Source organism: Paracoccus caeni, from assembly GCF_016629665.1.
Classification (GTDB): Bacteria; Pseudomonadota; Alphaproteobacteria; order Rhodobacterales; family Rhodobacteraceae; genus Paracoccus; species Paracoccus caeni.
On sequence record NZ_JAEPRQ010000002.1, the window covers coordinates 41,928 to 61,034 of the forward strand.

General features: G+C 61.6%; 20 protein-coding genes and 1 other RNA gene. 6 read left to right on the top strand and 15 right to left on the bottom strand.

Features of this window, described 5'->3' with window-relative positions:
- Window positions 1-59 precede the first annotated feature (59 nt).
- From JJJ17_RS06930 to JJJ17_RS06945, 4 genes are all read right to left on the bottom strand, one after another.
- Window positions 60-1,163, bottom strand: a complete 1,104-nt coding sequence (locus tag JJJ17_RS06930) for an ABC transporter permease (RefSeq protein WP_200684911.1) — start codon at window positions 1,161-1,163, stop codon at window positions 60-62.
- Window positions 1,163-2,302: a microcin C ABC transporter permease YejB gene (locus JJJ17_RS06935; RefSeq protein ID WP_200684913.1), complete on the bottom strand. Its 1,140-nt coding sequence runs from the start codon at window positions 2,300-2,302 to the stop codon at window positions 1,163-1,165. Before JJJ17_RS06935 ends, JJJ17_RS06930 begins: the two co-directional genes overlap by 1 nt.
- A 106-nt stretch (window positions 2,303-2,408) precedes the next feature.
- Window positions 2,409-4,265, bottom strand: a complete 1,857-nt coding sequence (locus JJJ17_RS06940) for an extracellular solute-binding protein (RefSeq protein WP_200684915.1) — start codon at window positions 4,263-4,265, stop codon at window positions 2,409-2,411.
- Between the two features lie 171 nt (window positions 4,266-4,436).
- Window positions 4,437-4,973, bottom strand: a complete 537-nt coding sequence (locus JJJ17_RS06945) for a c-type cytochrome (RefSeq protein ID WP_200684917.1) — start codon at window positions 4,971-4,973, stop codon at window positions 4,437-4,439.
- A gap of 122 nt (window positions 4,974-5,095) precedes the next feature.
- Between JJJ17_RS06945 and JJJ17_RS06950 the strand changes: the two genes are divergently transcribed.
- Complete coding sequence (locus JJJ17_RS06950) at window positions 5,096-5,944, top strand: prephenate dehydratase (RefSeq protein ID WP_200684919.1); 849 nt, start codon at window positions 5,096-5,098, stop codon at window positions 5,942-5,944.
- 18 nt (window positions 5,945-5,962) lie between these two features.
- Here JJJ17_RS06950 and JJJ17_RS06955 read toward each other — a convergent pair whose 3' ends face one another.
- Entirely contained in the window at window positions 5,963-6,415 is a 453-nt protein-coding gene (locus JJJ17_RS06955) for a hypothetical protein (RefSeq protein ID WP_200684921.1), read from the bottom strand.
- 360 nt (window positions 6,416-6,775) lie between these two features.
- On the opposite strand from JJJ17_RS06955, the gene JJJ17_RS06960 reads away from it, so the two are divergent.
- Window positions 6,776-8,644, top strand: coding sequence for a bifunctional 2',3'-cyclic-nucleotide 2'-phosphodiesterase/3'-nucleotidase (locus JJJ17_RS06960; protein WP_325168782.1), 1,869 nt, complete (start codon window positions 6,776-6,778; stop codon window positions 8,642-8,644).
- Between the two features lie 57 nt (window positions 8,645-8,701).
- An RNA gene (gene ffs / locus JJJ17_RS06965) (signal recognition particle sRNA small type) lies at window positions 8,702-8,798 on the top strand.
- A gap of 29 nt (window positions 8,799-8,827) precedes the next feature.
- On the opposite strand, the gene JJJ17_RS06970 is transcribed toward ffs, so the two are convergent.
- The 10 genes from JJJ17_RS06970 to purC form a co-directional block, all read right to left on the bottom strand.
- On the bottom strand, window positions 8,828-9,343 hold the full coding sequence (locus JJJ17_RS06970; protein WP_200684925.1) for a L,D-transpeptidase family protein: 516 nt from the start codon (window positions 9,341-9,343) through the stop codon (window positions 8,828-8,830).
- Between the two features lie 137 nt (window positions 9,344-9,480).
- Window positions 9,481-10,470, bottom strand: coding sequence for a Dyp-type peroxidase (locus JJJ17_RS06975; RefSeq protein ID WP_200684928.1), 990 nt, complete (start codon window positions 10,468-10,470; stop codon window positions 9,481-9,483).
- A 44-nt stretch (window positions 10,471-10,514) separates the two neighbouring features.
- Window positions 10,515-11,846, bottom strand: a complete 1,332-nt coding sequence (locus tag JJJ17_RS06980) for a glutamine synthetase family protein (RefSeq protein ID WP_200684929.1) — start codon at window positions 11,844-11,846, stop codon at window positions 10,515-10,517.
- Between the two features lie 3 nt (window positions 11,847-11,849).
- Entirely contained in the window at window positions 11,850-12,674 is an 825-nt protein-coding gene (locus tag JJJ17_RS06985) for an ABC transporter permease (RefSeq protein WP_200684930.1), read from the bottom strand.
- The gene (locus JJJ17_RS06990) at window positions 12,671-13,552 is read right to left on the bottom strand and encodes an ABC transporter permease (RefSeq protein WP_200684931.1); all 882 of its coding nucleotides are present in this window, start codon (window positions 13,550-13,552) and stop codon (window positions 12,671-12,673) included. Before JJJ17_RS06990 ends, JJJ17_RS06985 begins: the two co-directional genes overlap by 4 nt.
- Before the next feature lie 49 nt (window positions 13,553-13,601).
- Window positions 13,602-14,327, bottom strand: a complete 726-nt coding sequence (locus tag JJJ17_RS06995) for a transporter substrate-binding domain-containing protein (RefSeq protein WP_200684932.1) — start codon at window positions 14,325-14,327, stop codon at window positions 13,602-13,604.
- A gap of 105 nt (window positions 14,328-14,432) precedes the next feature.
- Complete coding sequence (locus tag JJJ17_RS07000) at window positions 14,433-15,164, bottom strand: transporter substrate-binding domain-containing protein (RefSeq protein ID WP_200684933.1); 732 nt, start codon at window positions 15,162-15,164, stop codon at window positions 14,433-14,435.
- A gap of 61 nt (window positions 15,165-15,225) precedes the next feature.
- Window positions 15,226-16,020 (bottom strand): ABC transporter ATP-binding protein, encoded by a 795-nt coding sequence (locus JJJ17_RS07005; protein ID WP_200684934.1) that lies wholly within the window; start codon window positions 16,018-16,020, stop codon window positions 15,226-15,228.
- 83 nt (window positions 16,021-16,103) lie between these two features.
- The gene (gene purS / locus JJJ17_RS07010; RefSeq protein WP_200684936.1) at window positions 16,104-16,343 is read right to left on the bottom strand and encodes a phosphoribosylformylglycinamidine synthase subunit PurS; all 240 of its coding nucleotides are present in this window, start codon (window positions 16,341-16,343) and stop codon (window positions 16,104-16,106) included.
- A gap of 10 nt (window positions 16,344-16,353) precedes the next feature.
- Window positions 16,354-17,115: a phosphoribosylaminoimidazolesuccinocarboxamide synthase gene (gene purC / locus JJJ17_RS07015; protein ID WP_200684938.1), complete on the bottom strand. Its 762-nt coding sequence runs from the start codon at window positions 17,113-17,115 to the stop codon at window positions 16,354-16,356.
- A gap of 135 nt (window positions 17,116-17,250) precedes the next feature.
- On the opposite strand from purC, the gene JJJ17_RS07020 reads away from it, so the two are divergent.
- From JJJ17_RS07020 to JJJ17_RS07030, 3 genes are all read left to right on the top strand, one after another.
- Entirely contained in the window at window positions 17,251-17,571 is a 321-nt protein-coding gene (locus JJJ17_RS07020) for a DUF1476 domain-containing protein (RefSeq protein ID WP_200684940.1), read from the top strand.
- A 180-nt stretch (window positions 17,572-17,751) separates the two neighbouring features.
- Entirely contained in the window at window positions 17,752-18,513 is a 762-nt protein-coding gene (gene hisF, locus JJJ17_RS07025) for an imidazole glycerol phosphate synthase subunit HisF (protein ID WP_200684942.1), read from the top strand.
- 279 nt (window positions 18,514-18,792) lie between these two features.
- Window positions 18,793-19,107 (top strand): phosphoribosyl-ATP diphosphatase, encoded by a 315-nt coding sequence (locus tag JJJ17_RS07030; protein WP_200684944.1) that lies wholly within the window; start codon window positions 18,793-18,795, stop codon window positions 19,105-19,107.

The following is a 19,107-nucleotide window of genomic DNA, read 5'->3' on the forward strand; positions in this document are numbered from 1 at the left end:
GGCCACGGCGGCGGGTGCGCCGGGGGCCGGGCTTGTGGGCGTGGTATCTTCGGGGCGGCTCATCTGAAGGTCTTCCGGGGATCGAAGGCGTCACGGATGCCTTCGAAGATGAAGACCAGAAGCGACAGCATGATGGCGAAGGTGAAAAAGGCGGTGAAGGCCAGCCACGGCGCCTGAAGGTTCTGCTTGGCCTGCAATGCCAGTTCGCCCAGCGAGGCTGAACGTGCGGGCAGGCCGTAGCCCAGATAATCCAGCCCGGCGAGGCCCGAAATCGCGCCGGTCACGACAAAGGGCAGCATGGTCAGCGTCGCGACCATGGCGTTGGGCAGGATATGGCGGAACATGATCTTGCGGTCGCTGACCCCAAGCGCGCGGGCGGCGCGCACATATTCGAAGTTGCGGGCGCGCAGAAACTCGGCCCGGACCACGCCGACAAGCGCGGGCCAGCCGAACAGAATGGTGATAAAGACCAGCAGCCAGAAACTTCGCCCAAGGATCGCGAAAAGGATGATGATCACATAAAGCGACGGCGTAGAGGCCCAGATTTCAAGGATACGCTGAAAGACCAGATCGGTCTTGCCGCCGAAATAGCCCTGTATCGCCCCCGCCGCGATGCCGATGATCGAAGCGGCGACGGTCACGATCAGCGCGAACATGATCGAGGTGCGGAAGCCATAGATCACCCGCGCCAGCACGTCGCGCGCGGTATTGTCGGTGCCCAGCCAATGCGCCGCACTTGGCGGACTGGCGGCGGGCTTCACGTCGTTGACGGTGGTGTAATGATAGGGAACCAGCGGCCAGATCATCCAGCCCTGTTCCTCCTTCGGAACGTCGCTGGTGCCGTTATCGACGGCGGCGATCAGGTCTTCGGGCTCGTCCCAGCATTCCTCGCGCCCGCCGGTCTTGATCATGCACTGGATCGCGATATCGGAATAGATCGCGCTGGTCCGCAGATCGCCGCCGAAGGTGGTTTCCGGGTAGAAGTTCTGGATCGGGAAATACAGATCGCCCCGATAGCTGACCACGATCGGCTTGTCATTGGCGACGAAATCCGCCGCCAGCGCGACGAGGAACAGGACCGAGAAGATCACCAGCGACCAGAAGGCCCGGCCATTGCGGCGAAAGTTCCGCCAGCGGCGGCGGTTCAGTTCGGACAATGCCATCAGCCGGCCCTCGATTCGAAATCGATGCGCGGATCGACGAAGACATACATGAGATCGGACAGGATCCCGACCACGAGGCTAAGCAGCCCAAAGACGTAAAGCGTGCCGAAGATCACCGGATAGTTGCGCTGGACCGCCGCCTCGAAGCCAAGCCGTCCTAGCCCGTCCAGCGAGAAGATCGTCTCGATCAGGATCGAGGCGCCGAAGAAGACGCCAAGGAAGGTTGCCGGAAAGCCTGCGATCACGATCAGCATCGCGTTGCGGAAGACATGGCCGTAAAGCACCCGGTTTTCGGCCAGACCCTTGGCGCGGGCGGTCATCACATATTGCTTGCCGATCTCGTCCAGAAAGCTGTTTTTGGTCAAAAGCGTCAGCGTGGCGAAGCTGGCAAGGGTGGTGGACAGGACCGGCAGGGCGACGTGCCATGCATAATCCTTGACCTTGCCCCAAAGCGACAGGTCGGCAAAGTTTTCGCTGGTCAGGCCACGCAGCGGGAATCGGATACAGGCGTTCTTTTCAGGCAGCCCGACAAGGCCGCGCAAGAAATCATAGCCGAAATCGATGCAGTAACTGCCGCCCGCAAACAGCACCAACAGCAGGACCGCGAACAGAAAGGCCGGGATCGCATAGGCCACGATAATGACGCCCGAGGTCCAGGTATCGAAGCGGGTGCCGTCGCGCACCGCCTTGCGGATGCCCAGCGGGATCGAGATCAGATAGGCAAGCAGCGTTGACCACAGCCCAAGGGTGATCGAGACCGGCAGCTTGTCCTTGACCAGATCGATGACGCTGGTCGAGTGGAACCAGCTTATCCCGAAATCGAAGGTCAGGTAGTTCCCCATCATCAACAGGAAACGCTGCACCGGCGGCTTGTCGAAGCCGAATTCCTTTTCAAGCTGGGCGATGAATTCCGGCGGCAGGCCCCGCGCGCCGCCATACATCGCCTCATCCGCGCCGCTTCCCGCCTCACCGCCGCCGCCCGAGATATTGCGCAGCGCATCGCCCTCGCCCTGAAGCTGGGCGGCGATCTGTTCGATCGGGCCACCGGGGACGAATTGGGTCAAGGTAAAGTTGACCAACATGATGCCGATCAATGTCGGGATGATCAGCAGCAAACGCCGCAGGATATAGGCGCCCATCAATCTGCCCTTCTGCCTGCCCCGCAAGGCGCGCCGGACCTTTGCGGCCCCGTTTCATTGTCGCGTCTTGTGGGCAATCGCCGCACGGAAATCAAGCCATTTGCCCCTAGCGCAAAGCGCCCGACTGTCGCAGCGCGTCCGCCTTGGCCTGATCATACCACCAGAAATCCATCTCGCCCAAGGCATAGGGCGGCAGCGGATCGGGATGGCCATACTGGTCGTAATAGGCGACGAGATAGCTTGGATTATACCATTGCGGCACCCAGAAGCTGAGGCTGCGCAATGCCCGGTCAAGTGCATGGGTCGCGGTCTTCAACTCGTCCATTGAATTCGCGGCTTCGACATACGGGATCAGCTTGTCGATTGCGGGATTGGCAAGACCCATCGTGTTGAAGACATCATTGGCACCGGCGGAGCCGAAATATTGCTGCAACCCGGCGCCGCTGATCTCGGACTGGCCCAGATGCGTGCTGACGATGTCGAAATCGTGGCTGCGTGTGCGTTCTTCGGCTTCGGCATTGTCCACGCGCATGTTCCGCGCATCGATGCCAAGCGCGCGCAGGTTTTCGACATAGGGATTGATCACCCGGTCAAAGGTCTGACTGTCGTTCAGGAATTCCAGCGACAGAACCTGCCCCTGAGCATTTCGCCGCATGCCGTCGTCGCCGACGGTCCATCCCGCCTCGTCCAGCAGCGCTCCGGCCTGACGCAGATTGCCGCGGTCAAGCTGACGCTGACCACCGACCGGCACCATCACGGCTTCATCGGTCAGGATACCTTCGGGCAGGTCCGCCGCGACGGGTTCCAGCAGCGCCTTTTCAGCGTCGCTGGGCACGCCTGTCGCCGCCATCTCGCTGTTGTCCCAGATGCTGTTGACGCGGTGATAGAGCCCGTAGAACAGCGCATCGTTCGACCATTCAAAGTTGAAGGCCAGCCCGATGGCCTTGCGCACGCGAACATCCTGCCACTTCTCGCGGCGCAGGTTGAACACCCATGCCTGCCCCGAGGCAACATTGCCGTTGGCCAGCGTCTCTTGTTTCACCGAGCCGTTCGTCAGACCGGGAAAATTGTAGCGCGTAGCCCAGATGATGCTGCTGACTTCGTGGCGGAAGGTGTATTCACCGGCCTTGAACGCCTCGAACGCGGCATCGTAATCGGCGAAATATTCATAGCGCAGGCGATCGAAATTGTTCCTGCCCTTGTTGATCGGCAGATCCGCACCCCAGTAATCGGGGTTGCGGCGATAGACCACCCGGCGGTTGATGTCGGCGCTGTCGAACATGTAGGGGCCCGAACCGATGAACGCCTTGCTCATCGGCTGCTCAAGGTCGCGGTTGTTCTCTTCGAAATCCTTGCGGCTCATCACCGGCAGGCCACCGGCCATCTGGATCACATCGCGACGCGGATAATCGGGCGTGAAGCTGAATTTTATCGTGTGATCGTCAATGACTTCGGCCTTTTCGATCACCTGCGCGATCACGACGCGAAAGGATGACAGCCCCTTGTCGCGCAACGTCTCATAGCTGAACAGCACATCATCGGCGGTCAGCGGTGTGCCATCGCTGAACTTCACCTCGGGCCGGAGATGGAAGATCACCCAATCCCTGCTTTCGGGATATTCAAGCGTTTCGCACAACAGACAATACGCCGCGCCGACCTCATCGGCGGTGCCCTGAAGAATGTTCTCGAACATGATCGAAGACAAGGCAGCCGCGCGCCCGCGGAAGGTGAAGGGATTGAAATTGTCGAAGCCCATCGCATTCGGGATCGACTGCGCTATCTCACCGCCCTTCGGAGCATCCGGGTTCACATAGGCCAGATGTTCGAAATCGGGCGGAAGTTTCAGCTCTTCAAAAACCCCGATCCCGTGCGCCTTGATCGTTTCGCCCTGTTCTTCCTGTCCCATGGCGGGCGATATTCCCACCGCTAGGGACAATCCGGCGATCAGGGCGAAGTGGCGCATCGGGAAACTCCTGCTGACATATTCCGAGCGCAGGCTAGGACGGCGCGGGCAAGTCGTTCAAGCCGCGATTTCGTGATCTCGGCAGCAAATCACCATCGAATGCAGGTCGTCCAGGCAAAGAAAAAGGGCGCGGCCAATGCCACGCCCTTTGCTTGGATAGTTCGATACAACTCAGGGCTGTGTTTCGAGATAGGCGATCAGGTTGGCGCGGGCCTGCGGGTCTTTCAGACCGGCGAAGGCCATCTTGGTGCCGCTGACGACTTGTTTCGGGTTGGTCAGGAACTCTTGCAGCGCTTCCGGGGTCCAGTCCGGCGCATCCGCGACGTGATCGGTCATGGCGGGCGAGTAGCCGAAGCCGCCAATACTGGCCACGGCACGACCGACGACACCGTTCAGGTGCGGGCCGACGCCGTCGCTGCCGTCAAGTTTGTGGCAGGCGCGGCATTTACCGAATTCCGACTCGCCCTTGGCAACATCGGCCTGTGCCATCAGCGCGGCGAAGTCGATCTGTTCTTCTTCGGCGCCTGCATCGGCCTCGGATTCCTCGACCGGGATCGAATAGGCTTGCGCATGTTCCTCACCCTCGCCGCCATGTCCGGCGGAACCGACGTGATAGATCGAGCTGGCGGCCCAGCCGGCCAGCATCAGAAACAGCAGCGCGCCGATCAGCGCGCCCGCCGCCTTGGTCACTGTCATGGTGTTGAACATCGCGTGCGATCCCCGTCTTGGTAAGCTCGTCAATTCGCCGTGTATCTATCCGCTTTCGCTTTCTGGGATCAAGGTATAGTTACCCATGCGACAGTCAAAATTTATGATAGCGGGCCAAGAGCATGACCACCAACCGCATCGCATTTCAGGGCGAATCGGGCGCCTACAGCCACGAGGCGTGCCGCAATGCGCGCCCCGAGATGGAGCCCCTGCCCTGCGCGACCTTTGAGGATGTGATCGAGGCGGTGCGCAGCGAAAAGGCCGATCTGGCGATGCTGCCGGTCGAAAATTCGACCTATGGCCGGGTCGCCGATATCCATCACTTGCTGCCCGAATCCGGGTTGCACATCATCGATGAGGCCTTTGTCCGCGTCCATATCAGCCTGCTCGCCGTGCCCGGCGCGACGCTGGCCGATGTGCGGCAGGCGATGAGCCATACCGTTCTTCTGGGCCAATGCCGGGGCTTCATGCGCAAGCATGACATCCGCGCGGTGACCGGCGCCGACACTGCCGGATCGGCCAAAGAGGTCGCCAGCCGCGGCGATACGTCGCTGGCCGCATTGGCCGCGCCACTTGCGGGCGAGATTTACGGGCTGAACCGTCTGGCCGACCAGATCGAGGACCGTCAGAACAATACGACCCGATTCCTGATCATGTCGCGCCAGCCCGATTTCAGCCGCCGGGGCGATCAGATGCTGACCAGCTTCGTGTTCCGCGTCCGCAACATTCCGGCGGCGCTTTACAAGGCGATGGGCGGCTTTGCGACGAACGGCGTCAACATGACCAAGCTGGAAAGCTACATGGTGGACGGAGTTTTCACCGCGACCCAGTTCTATGCCGATATCGAGGGTCATCCCGAAGATCCGGCGGTCAAACTGGCGCTGGAAGAGCTGCGCTATTTCACCTCGTCGCTGGATCTGCTGGGCGTCTATCCCGCCGATCCGCTGCGCGAGGCGCAACGGCAGGGCTGACCCTGCCCGGCAGCGTCGTCAGACCACCCGAAGTTGCGACAGGAAATCGTTGATTCGGCGCGCGAATTTCTTGTCCAATTGTGGCTTGGCCAGTTTCGCAGTCTGCACCAGCAACCGGGCACGCATGTTGCGCGGGCGCAACTCTGTCTCGAAGATCAGGCGCGAGCGTGAACGGCTCAGCGCAACGAAGGTCATCTCGACCCCGACATCAAAGGCATCTGCGGTTCCGGCAAGCGAGATCCGGTCCGGGCGGTCGAATCGGGTGACCTGAAGGCGCAGTTTGCGCGGCTGCCCCCGCCAGTCGAAGCCCAGATTCCACCCCAAGGCGGTCCCCGGATCCTGCGCCGGATCGATGCGCGAGACCGAGGCACCCCGGCGCACCATCAACCGCTCCAGCCGGTTGAAGTCACCGATCAGGTCGAACAACTCTGTCGCAGAATCGTCGGTATCAATCCGCGTGGAGAATTTCATGCAACCTCGCCCAAGACCCGGTTTCGAACCGGCAATATCAATATCCGAACGATGATCGTGATAGTCCAGATGTCGGGCGCTATTCAACCAAGTGGCTAACATTTGCAAAAATACCTCAGAATGCAGACCCAACCTATCACGCGCCGAATACAACCGTCCCCTGTCCTTCTGGTCAGGCCAGCGCAGAAAAATTCGACAAATCGCACGTTCCGGCAATCTGTGGTTGTTTGCGCGCAATTCTCACGGTAACGTGAAAGGGTTAAGAATACGCCAAGCCACGCTTGTTTTCAGGGCATGGCCAGCAGTGGAGTAGCGATGTCCGTGGTTCGGGGTCCGGATGGCAGAACGACGGACGACCCGGTGCCGGATCCACCCCGCATATCCGGATCGGGGCTGGCGGTTCCTCTGCGTATTCTTGCGACCACCGACATGCATATGAACGTGCTGCCGTTCAACTATCTGACCGCTCAGGCCAGCGACCGTCTCGGACTGGCGCGCACCGCCTCGCTGATCGAGGCACGGCGGGCGGAGGTGCGGAACTGTTTGTTGCTGGATAACGGCGATTTCCTGCAGGGCACGCCGATGGGCGATTATGTCGCACAGAAGGCCGAGGCTGCATCGCACAATCGCGATCCGCATCCGGCGATCGCGGCGATGAATGCGCTGAATTACGACGCCGCCTCGCTTGGGAATCACGATTTCACCTTTGGGCTGGCTTATCTGCGTCAGGTGACGGCACAGGCGCGGTTTCCCTTCCTTGCCGCGAATCTAGAGGTGCTGCGCGGGAAAGGCTTCGCGGGTTACGTGATCCTGCGACGAATGGTCACTGACGGGCGCGGGCAACAGGTGCCGCTGAACATCGGCATCGTCGGCTTTCTGCCGCCGCAGACGGTGGACTGGGACTGCGATCTTTCGGCGGAACTGGCCTGCGACGACATCCTTGCCAGCGCCCGGAAGATCATCCCCGAGATGCGGATGAACGGGGCGCAGATCATCGTGGCACTGGCCCATAGCGGTATCGGCAGCACACGGCCTTCGCCGCGGATGGAGAATGCCGCCGCCGCCCTTGCCGGGGTCGAGGGGATTGATGCCATCGTGGCGGGCCATACGCATGAGGTCTTTCCTTCGCAGACCTTCGCGGCCTCTGCCGGGATCGATCCGGTGCGCGGGACGCTGTTAGGTAAGCCTGCGGTCATGGCGGGATTCGGCGGCTCGCATCTGGGGGTGATCGATCTGACGCTTATGCCGCGTGACGGTGGCTGGCGGGTCGCCGCCTTCACCGTGCGCAGCGAGGCGGTGCCCGCGAACATGCCCGCCAGCCCCGAGATTGCCCGTCCGGTCCTGACGACGCATCGCGCGACGTTGCGCCATCTGCGCCGCCGCGTGGGGCGGATCGAATCGCCGCTGAACAGCTATTTTTCACTGATCGGGCATGATCCGGGCCTGCAACTGGTGAACATGGCGCAGCGCTGGCATGTGCGCAGCCGTCTGCGCGGGACCGAATGGGAAGGGCTGCCGCTACTGTCGGCGGCGGCGCCGTTCCGGGCGGGAGGCCGGGGTGGGCCGGATTATTACACCGATGTCTCGGCCGGGCGGCTGAGCCTGCGCAATCTGGCCGATCTCTACACCTTCCCGAACCGGATCTGCGCCGTCCGCATCAGCGGCGCGCAACTGCGCGGCTGGCTGGAGCGCTCGGCCAGCCTGTTCCTGCCGGTCCAGCCTGGCAGCAAGGATGCACCGCTGCTGGACCCGGATTTCCCCTGCTACAATTTCGACGTGATCGACGGCGTGACCTGGCAGATCGACCTGTCGCGCCCTGCCCGCTTCACCGCCGATGGCGATCTGGCCCATCCCGATTCGCAGCGGATCGTCGGGCTGCGCTGGCGCGGGTTGCCGGTCGGGGACGAGGATGCCTTTCTGCTGGCCACCAATTCGTTCCGCCTCTCGACCTGTGGGCTGTTTAGCCCGCTTGTCAGCGGCAATCAGGTCGCCCTGGCGGAAGGCCGACTGACCCGCGATATCCTGCGCCACTATGTCCGCATCCGCCGCCGCATCGCCGTCAGCGGCGCAGCTTTGTGGAGCTTTCGCCCGATGCCGGGAACCAGCGTGCGATTTGAGACCGGGCCGCGCGGTCTGACCCATCTGGCGGATGTCGAGGGCTTGCAGAGCCGACTGGAACTTGCCGGTCACAGCGACGACGGCTTCGCCCGTCTGCGCCTGCATCTGTGATCGCAGGCTTGCTGGTCAGGGTTGCATCCCCGCCGCCAAGCGATTATCTCTCCCCGCGAGAGGTTGGCGCGGGTGAGCGCCTCGCCAACCCGGTCAGGTCCGGAAGGAAGCAGCCGTAACGAGACCCGCTTGGGTCGTTGTCCAGCCTCTCACCTTCTCCCCTTCAGATATGGTGCGATCCCGTCAGGGATAGATCATCACCGGCACGCCGGGCGTCAGCATGGCATAGATGTCTTCCATCTCTTCATCCGAGACGGTGATGCAGCCTGCGGTCCAGTCGCGCTTCTCGCGCACCAGCTTGTTTCCTTCGGGGCCGCGCCCGTGGAACATGATATCGCCGCCCGCGCTGCGCCCGAACTGGGCCGCATAGGCCACGTCATAGGGGTTCGGATAGGAAATCCCGACCGACAGGTGATAGCGGCTGCGGGGATTGAAGCGGTCCACGTAATACATCCCTTCGGGCGTCTTGCCGTCGCCCTCGAACTGCTTGTGGCCGATGGGTTGATTGCCAAGGCCGAAATCATAGGCTTTCAGCACCGATGTCCCGCTGAGCAGATACATCCGGCGCTGGCCCTTGTTGACGACGACCTGCGTGACCGGCGGGCCGGAATAACGTTTGAACTCTGGGCCTTGCGATCCGCAGGCCGCAAGCGCGGCCAGCATCATCAGCGAAAAATGGCGCCGGTCTGGATGAAACATCGTCTCTGCCCCGTATCAACGGCTTGTTATCGTTTTGGCCGCAAAGGCGGCTGACAGGCCAGATATAGCGCGAAGCAACGGCAATTGTTAATCAACTGCCTGTCATCATGGGTGAGCAGGCGGAAACGCCCCTGCCCCTAATCAGGCTTCGCGCGCCCGTCCTCACCACGCGCCGGAACCTTGGCAACTGCGGCATCGCTTCCCGCATCTTCCAGCATCGAAGCTGGCGGCACGAAGAACAGCGTTCCCGTCACCGCGCGGCTGACATCCAGCAGGCGATCATAGGTGCCGGGCGGATTGCCGACGAACATATTGTGCAGCATCCGCTCGGTCACTGCGGGGGTTTTGGCATAGCCGATGAAATAGGTGCCATATTCGCCCGCCCCCGGTCGCCCGAAGGGCATGTTGTCGCGCAGAATGTCCAGCGCATTGCCGTCCTCATCTGTGATCGAGGTCAGCACGTTATGGGCATAGGGCGGCTTGTCGGCGTCCAACAGCTCGATATCGGACAGCTTTTTGCGACCGATGATCCGCTCTTGCTGCTCGACCGGGATTTTCTCCCATGCGGCAAGATCGTGCAGGTATTTCTGCACGATTACATAGCTGCCGCCGCGAAAGCCGGGATCCTCGTCGCCGATCAGCGTGGCCTGCACCCGGTCGTCGCCGGTCGGGTTCTCGGTTCCATCGACGAAGCCGATCAGGTCGCGGTCGTCGAAATATTTGAAGCCGTGGGTTTCATCTTCGACCGTCACCACCGCACCGATCCGGGCCATCAGGTGAGTGGCAAGCTCGAAGCACAGGTCCATCCGCGAGGCCCGGATATGAAACAGCACATCGCCGGGGGTCGAGACGGCGCGATGCACCCCGTCGATTTCCGCGAACGGGTGCAGGTCGCGCGGGCGCGGACCGGGAAACAGCCTGCCCCAAGCGTCCGAGCCTATCCCGGCAACGCAGGACAGTTCACCATCCGAGATGCGAAAGCCGACACCGCGCACGATCCCTGCCAGATCGGCGAGAAGCGATTGCAGCGTCGGCACCACCTCTGGGCTGTCCTTCAGCGTGACGACCAGAAAGATCGCAGCGCGGGTCAGGCCATTTTCGACCGGCTGGCTGGTGACGGGGGGCATCCTGTCCTCCTGCTTGCTTTGTCATCCTCGGCGCTTGGGCGCTGTTACACCGTGTCGAGATACAGCTCGACCGTCTCCTCGTCCGACAGTTCTGCCATGTAATGCAGTTCCTGCCTTTTGGTCATCAGGTAGTTTTCGACCAGATGTTCGGGGAAGATGCGGCGGATTTCGGGGCATTTGTCGAATGCCTCAATCGCCGCTCCCCAATCGCCGGGAAGCTGTTCAAGGTTCTGGTCATAGGCATTGCCCTTGAACGGCGCGGGCGGTTCCAGCCTGTCCTCGATCCCGTTCAGCGCCGCACCAAGGATCGCAGCGACCGTCAGATAGGGGTTCACGTCGCCCCCTGCCACCCGATGCTCGATCCGGCGGGCCTTCGGGCCGGATGAGGGAATGCGGATCGCAGCCGTCCGGTTCTCATAGGCCCAGCCGATGCCGGTCGGGGCATGGGCGTTCGGGACCAGCCGGTCATAGCTGTTCTCATGCGGCGCAAACAGCAGGGTCGATCCGGGCATGGCGCGCAGGCAGCCCGCAACCGCGTGGCGCAGCGCCTCGGTCCCTTCTTCGCCGCCATTGTCGAAGATGTTCCGGCCCTTCGCGTCGAGGATCGAGAAATGCATGTGCATCCCGTTGCCCGACCACGCATCATAGGGCTTGGCCATGAAGCTGGCGGCAAAGCCGTATTGGCGGGCGACGCCCTTGACCAGCATCTTGAACAGCCAGGTATCATCCGCCGCCTTCATCGGATCGGCCTGATGCATCAGGTTGATTTCAAACTGACCCGGCCCGGCTTCGGAGATCGCGGTATCGGCGGGAATGTCCATCATCTCGCAGGCGTCATAAAGCGAGGTGAAGAACTGATCAAAGGCGTCCAGCGCGCGCAGGCTTAGCACCTCTCCGCCGGTGCGCCGCTTGCCGGAGCGCGGGCTGGGCGGGACGCGCAACTGACGGCCCGAATCGTCGATCAGGAAAAATTCCAGCTCGGTCGCGACGACCGGCACCAGCCCCGCCGCGTTGTAACGTTCAACCACGCGGGCCAGCGCCTGACGCGGATCGCCCGCATAGGGGCTGCCATCGGGGTGAAACATCCATAAAGGCAACAGCGCCGTCGGCGCATCCAGCCATGGCATCGGCAGGAAGCCACGTTCGGTCGGCAGCAGCAGACCGTCGGGATCGCCCGACTGAAAGACCAGCGGGCTGTCTTCGACATCCTCGCCCCAGATGTCGAGATTCATTACCGAATAGGGAAACTTGGTGCCCTCATCCACGACCTTCTGGGCAAAGCGGGCGGGGATGCGTTTGCCGCGGGCCACGCCGTTCAGGTCGGCTGCGGCCACGCGGAATGTCTTGACCTCGGGGTGTTCTCTCAGCCAGTCCATGCGTCACCTGATGATCTGCGGGCGGTATTTCAGCCGCTTCGTCGCACCGGGAAGGTGACGGTTCAGGCGACGGTTCATAATCCCGAACAGACCGATCAGAGCCAGCGTGCAGAGGATAAAATAGAATGCGACGATCGGATAGGCCACGAAGGGGTTAAAGGTCCGGTCGGCAAAGTAGCTGGCGTAGTAGAGGCTGTCGCCCATCTGCTGAAACGCCGGAAAGCCCGCGAAATAGACAAGCGTGGTGGCGTGGAACAGGAAGATCGCCTCGTTGGTATAGCTGGGCCATGCCAGCCGCATCATCGTGGGCCAGACCACCCGGCGGAACTTCTTCCAGCCCGAAAGACCATAGGCATCCGCCGCCTCAAGATCGCCCTTCGGCACCGATTGCAGCGCGCCATAGAAGATCTGCGCCGAATAGGCCGCCGTATTCAGCGTCAGCACGATCAGCGCCCCGGCCCATGCCCGCGTCAGCCAGCTTGTCGCGATATTGACGCCGAAAATGTCGATGCCGCCGCGCGGCAGCAGCACCAGCGCCTGATAGGCGATGAAGAACTGGATGAACAGCGGGCTACCCCGGAAGACGAAGATGAAGCCATTGGCCGCGCCGCGCAGCCAGCGGTTCTCGCTGGCTTTCGCCAAAGCCAGCGCATTGGCGAAGAAGAAGCCGATCAGCAGCGCGAAGAAGGCGAAATAGAGGTTCCAGATCAGGCCCGATCCGATCAGCGTGAATTGCTGGCACAGGTTGAAATCGGATCGCGGCAGCAGCCGTTCGCCATGGCCAAGCGAGCGCAGGGCATAGTTGGTGATCGTTTCCGCGCAACTCATGCCACACCTGCCTTGCGCTGACGTTCACCGGCCATGGTGGCCTGCCCTGCCGACAGGCGGCGGGTGACGCGGCCAAGGACACGTTCGGACAGCCATGTCATCAGCAGGTAGAACACCAGAATCCCAAGGAAGTAATAAAGCCGCCAGTCTGGATGCGGATAGGCGAAGGCGCTGGTCTTGGAACTGCCAAGCTCTCGCGCCCAATAGACGATATCCTCAACCCCCAGCAGGAACAGCAAGGGCGTTGCCTTCAAGAGGATCATCCACAGATTCGACAGGCCGGGCAGCGCATAGGTCCACATCTGCGGGATCAGGATCCGGCGGGTCACCTGACGCTGGCTCATCCCGTAAGCCTCGGCCGTTTCAAGCTGGGCACGGGGGACCGCCTGCATGGCACCGTAAAGGACATTGGCCGCGAATGCGCCGAACACGATCGAGAAGGCGATGATCGCAAGGAAGATGCCATAGACATCATGAACCCATGCGGCACTGTTCGACAAAGGCAGCTTGGCCGCGGCGCAGACGATGAAATCGTTGCCCTGCCGGACCGGCGCATCGCTGTCGCACAGGAACTGATGCCGGGTCCATTCAAACGCCTGATCCAGCGCCAGCGGCACGAAGAGGAAGAAGATGATGTCGGGGATGCCCCGGACCATCGAAGTATAGATCTTGCCGAACCAGCGCAGCGGCAGAAAGCCCGACCGCGATGCCATCGCGCCGCCAAAGCCGAACAACAACGCCACCGGCGCGGTGATCGCCAGAAGCAGCAGGACGGTTCCGAAGCTGGCATAGAACAGCATGTGCGTTCCTGTGGTCAGGTAGCACATTGTCCACTGCATACCCTCTAACGAGGCGGGATCGGCACAGAATTCAAACATCATCGCATCCGGTTGCCCGCCGCTGACAGATCAGCGACGGGCGGTGAGATCATTCAAACAGCGGCGCGCCTTCGCCGAACCACTTGCCGATCATTTCATTCAACGAGCCATCTTCCTTCATCGAGGCGATGGCGGCGTCGAATTTGTCCTTCAGCTCGGTATCCGACTGACGCAGGCCAACCCCGATACCTTCGTCCAGTGCGATATCCTCACCTATCCAGACCAGTTCGCCATTCGATTCCTCGACATGCGGGACCAGATATTCCTTGTCGGCAAAGACGGCATCCGCCTCGCCATTGCGGACGGCGGCAAGGGTTTCGTCAGGCGTCGCGAATTCCACCAGCGTCGCGCCGGTTTCGGCCACATGGCTGGCCTGAATGGTGCCGGTCTGGGCGGCTACCACGCCGCCCTCGACATCGGCATCCGCCGACATCGCCGCATAGGCCGAGGCCTGCGGCGGCACATAGTTCTGGGTGAACTGGATCACCTTCTGGCGTTCCTCGTTGATCGCCATGCCGGCCATGATCGCGTCATAGTTGCCCGAGACAAGGTTCGGGATGATCGAATCCCAGTCATTCTTGACCCAGGTGCAGTCCAGTTCAGCCCGCTTGCACAGCTCGTCGCCAAGCTCGCGCTCGTAGCCGTCAACCTCGCCCGCGTCGTTGATCATGTTGTAGGGAGGGTAAGCGCCCTCGGTTCCGATGCGAACGGTTTGCGCCGAGGCGAAACCGGCGGTCAGCAGGATTGCCGTCGCAGCAAGGGTCAGTGTTTTCATTTTTGTTTCTCCCGTAGTCTTTTCTTGCGCCGACCGCATGACGCGAATGCAAGGAACGGTCGGCAGGTTATGGAAAGACGGCTTGGCGCCGTCCTTGGTCATGCATCAGAATTGCAGGGCTTTTTCACCGAACCACTTCTTCAGAAGCTCGTTGAGGCTGCCATCATCCTTCATCGACGTGATCGCGGCGTCGAATTTACCCTTCAATTCGGCATCCGATTTGCGGACGCCCATGCCGATCCCCTCGCCCAGAACGACGGTCTCGAACCCGGTCACCCAGACCAGTTCGCCATTCGATTCCTCGACGAAGGGGGCAAGAAAGTCCTTGTCGGCAAAGACCGCCTCGGCCTCGCCATTGCGGACGGCGGCAAGGGTTTCGTCGGGCGTCGGGTATTCCAGCAGGGTCGCATCGGTTTCGGCGACATGGCTGGCCTGAATCGTGTTGGTCTGCGCGGCAACCACGACATCGCCTTCAACATCCACATCACCGCTCAGCGCGACATAGGCCGAGGGCATGGCGGGCGTGTACGGCTGGGTAAAATCGATCGCCTGCTTGCGTTCCTCGTTGATGTTCATCCCGGCCATGATCGTGTCATAGTTCGAGGAAACGAGGTTCGGGATGATCGAATCCCAGTCGTTCTTGACCCATGTGCAATCCAGCTTGGCCCGCTTGCACAACTCATCGCCAAGTTCGCGCTCGAAGCCGGTGATCTCGCCCGCATCATTGATGAAATTATACGGAGGATAGGCACCCTCGGTCCCCATCCTGACCGTCTGCGCCGCAGCCGCACCGGCCGTCAGGGCCAGCATCGTCGCAACGATGGTCAGTGTTTTCATTCTGTTAGCTCCCGTTGGTCGTCTTTTATGTGGTCTTTTTGTTTTGGTCTTGGTCGTCTGGTCACTCGGCCATGGTGGCGCTGAGGAACTGGCGCAGCCGGTCCGTCTGCGGCGCACCGAAGAGCTGTGCGGGCGGGCCTTCCTCGCAGATCAGGCCCTGATGCAGGAACACGACATGGTCGCTGACATCGGCGGCAAGGCGCATGTCATGGGTGACGATGATCATCGTGCGATGCTCGGCGGCCAGATCCTTGATGACGCGGACCACCTCTTGCTGCAATTCGGGGTCAAGCGCGCTGGTCGGTTCATCGAACAGCAGCGCCTTGGGCTGCATGCACAAGGCGCGGGCAATGGCGGCGCGCTGTTGCTGGCCGCCGGAAAGCTGGGCGGGCCATGCGTCGGCCTTGTCGCCGATGCCAACCTTGGTCAGCAAAGCGCGGGCGCGGGTTTCGACCTCGGCCTTGTCCTGACCAAGCACGGTCAGCGGCGCTTCCATCACGTTCTGCAGGATCGACATATGCGACCACAGATTGAACTGCTGAAACACCATCGACAGGTTGGTGCGCATCAACCGAACCTGATCGCGGTCGGCGGGCGTGCGGGCAGCGCCCTGCCCTTTCCAGCGCACGGCGTCGCCTTCAAACAGGATGTCGCCCTGCTGGCTGTTTTCCAGCAAATTACAGCAGCGCAGAAGCGTGGATTTGCCGGAACCCGACGATCCGATCAGGCTGACGACATGGCCGCGCGGGGCAGCCATGGAGACGCCTTTCAGCACCTCCAACGGGCCATAGGCCTTGTGCAGGCCACGGATTTCAATGACAGGCGCGACTTCGGACGATGCGGGTATCGTGTTCATCATGGCCGCATTGGGCGACAATCCCGTGCGATTTGCAACGGTCTGTTTGCGCCCAAGGCTGAATTAACGAAAGCGCCGCAACGTCAGGCAATCTCGATCGAGTATTTTTCGATCACAGTGTTCGCCAGAAGACCTTCGCACATGCGTGCAACCTCGGCCTTGGCGGCTTCGGCATCGGTGGCGTCCAGGTCAAGCTCGATCAGCTTGCCCTGACGGACGCCAGAGACGCCGTGATGGCCAAGGCCGCCAAGTGCGTGGCGGATCGCCTCGCCCTGCGGGTCCAGAACGCCGTCTTTCAGCATGATGGTGACGCGGGCTTTCATAGGCTTTCCTTCAGTTGATCGCGGTCGGTTTGATATTGGTCGTGTTGGCGGGCATCAGGCCAAGACGGCGGGCGACCTCGGTATAGGCGTCGGTCAGGTTGCCAAGGTCGCGGCGGAACACGTCCTTGTCCAGCTTTTGCCCGGTCTTCATGTCCCAGAGACGGCAGCTATCCGGGCTGATCTCATCCGCCACGATCAGGCGCATGAAGTCGTTATCCCAGACCCGGCCGATCTCGATCTTGAAGTCGATCAGCTTGATGCCGACACCGAAGAACACGCCCGACAGGAAGTCGTTGACGCGCAAGGCCAGCGACACGATGTCATCCAGATCCTGCTGCGTGGCCCAGCCGAAGGCGATGATGTATTCCTCGGAGACCATCGGATCGCCAAGTTCATCATTCTTGAAGCTGTATTCGACGATCGGGCGCGGCAGCAGCGTGCCTTCCTCGATCCCAAGGCGCTTCGACAGCGAGCCTGCGGCGAAGTTGCGGACGATCACTTCCAGCGGCACGATTTCGACCTGACGGATCAACTGCTCGCGCATATTGATGCGGCGGATGAAATGCGTCGGCACGCCGATATTGGTCAGCCCCTGCATGAAGAATTCCGACAGGCGGTTGTTCAACACGCCCTTGCCCTCGATCACCGCCTTTTTCTGGGCGTTGAAGGCGGTCGCGTCATCCTTGAAATACTGGACCAATGTGCCCGGCTCGGTGCCTTCGTAAAGGATCTTCGCCTTGCCTTCGTAGATTTTCTTCCGCCGCGGTGCCATGGGATGCCGTCCTTTCGCATGTCCCTTAGTCTATGCGCCTTATCTCACAATTCCGTCTGGCTGCAATACGAGGCTTGCGGCAAGCACAGAGCAATGCTCAAATTCGGTCGATGACCGGAAACAGGAGATTGTTCCATGGCCACGAGTTTCGACGACCGCGAGCGCGCCTATGAGGCCAAGTTCGCCCAGGACGCCGATTTGCGCTTCAAGGCCGAAGTGCGCCGCAACCGGCTTCTGGGGGAATGGGCCGCAGGTCTTCTGGGCAAGACCGGCGACGATGCGAAAAGCTACGCGATGAGCGTGGTGAACGCCGATTTCGACGAGCCGGGTGAAGAAGACGTTTACCGCAAGCTGCTGGCCGACCTTCAGGACAAGGCCGGTGAATCGGAAATCCGCACCAAGATGGGCGAGCTGCTTGAAGTGGCGCGCAAGCAGATTCTCGAAGACCCTAAATAGGTCTGTCCGCACAGGTGGTATTGAACGGGGGCTTCGGTCCCCGTTCTGCGTTTCAGGCCGCTTTGGCAATCCGCAACACAACTGTCGCAACAGATCCATGGACCTGAGCGCCGATCCTTCCTATTTAGGCGACGAAACAAAGGGTCGCGTCCCGCAGGCGACCCAAGGAAAGGCGCCCCGATGCTGAAGACCCGCATCATTCCCTGCCTCGACGTGGCCGATGGCCGCGTGGTCAAAGGCGTGAATTTCGTCGATCTGATCGATGCCGGTGATCCGGTCGAGGCTGCGCGCGCCTATGATGCCGCAGGCGCCGACGAAATTTGCTTCCTCGACATCCACGCCACCCATGAAAATCGCGGCACCATGTTCGATCTGGTCACCCGCACCGCCGAGCAATGTTTCGTGCCGCTGACCGTGGGCGGCGGCGTCCGTTCGCATCATGACGTGCGCGCGCTGTTGCTGGCGGGGGCGGACAAGGTCAGCTTCAACTCTGCCGCAGTGGCCGACCCCGACGTGGTGGCCGAGGCCGCCGACCGCTTCGGCAGCCAATGCATCGTCGTCGCCATCGACGCCAAGACCGTCAGCCCCGGCAAGTGGGAAATCTTCACCCATGGCGGCCGCAAATCGACCGGCATCGACGCCGTCGAATTCGCCCGCACGGTCGAGGCGAAGGGCGCGGGCGAAATCCTTCTGACCTCGATGGACCGCGACGGCACCCGCGCGGGCTTCAACCTGCCGCTGACCCGTGCGATTGCCGATGCGGTGGGCATCCCGGTCATCGCCTCGGGCGGGGTTGGCACGCTGGACCATCTGGTCGAGGGCGTGACCGAAGGCCATGCCAGCGCCGTCCTTGCCGCCTCGATCTTCCATTTCGGCACCTTCACGATTGCCGAGGCCAAAGCGCATATGGCCGCCGCAGGTATCCCGATGAGGCTGGCATGATGGTCCAGAACGAAGGGCTGTGCCCGTCCGATGCTGCGGGCGGACACATCATTTTCGAAGCGATGAAGCAATCCAGAGATGAGGGCGGTGACCATCCGCGGAAGGGCACCTGCAACGCTGGTAATTCGCGCTTTATGGTGCAATCCCTCCCGCCATATCCGTATCGCATAACATCACCGAAGTGCCCATCCGGGGGGGCGGATGGGCACTGCCCGGCGGTGCCTTTCAGGCACCTCGATTCCGGGCCGGGTCTGCATCTTCACCGAAAGGAACGCCTGAGTGTCGATTCACCGCCTCGCCGCCACCATCGAAAGCCGTAAGGGCGCCGATCCCGACACAAGCTGGACCGCCAAACTGCTGTCCAAAGGCCCCGAAAAATGCGCCGAGAAATTCGGCGAAGAAGCCGTCGAAGCCATCATTGAGGCCGTGAAGGGCGACCGCGCCCGCCTGACCTCGGAAGCCGCAGATGTGCTGTTTCACCTGCTGGTGATGCTGGCCGCGCGCGATGTGTCTTTGGCGGATGTCGAAGTCGAACTGGCCCGTCGCGAGGGCGTCTCGGGGATCAAAGAAAAGGCGGGGCGTGTCGGTGACTGA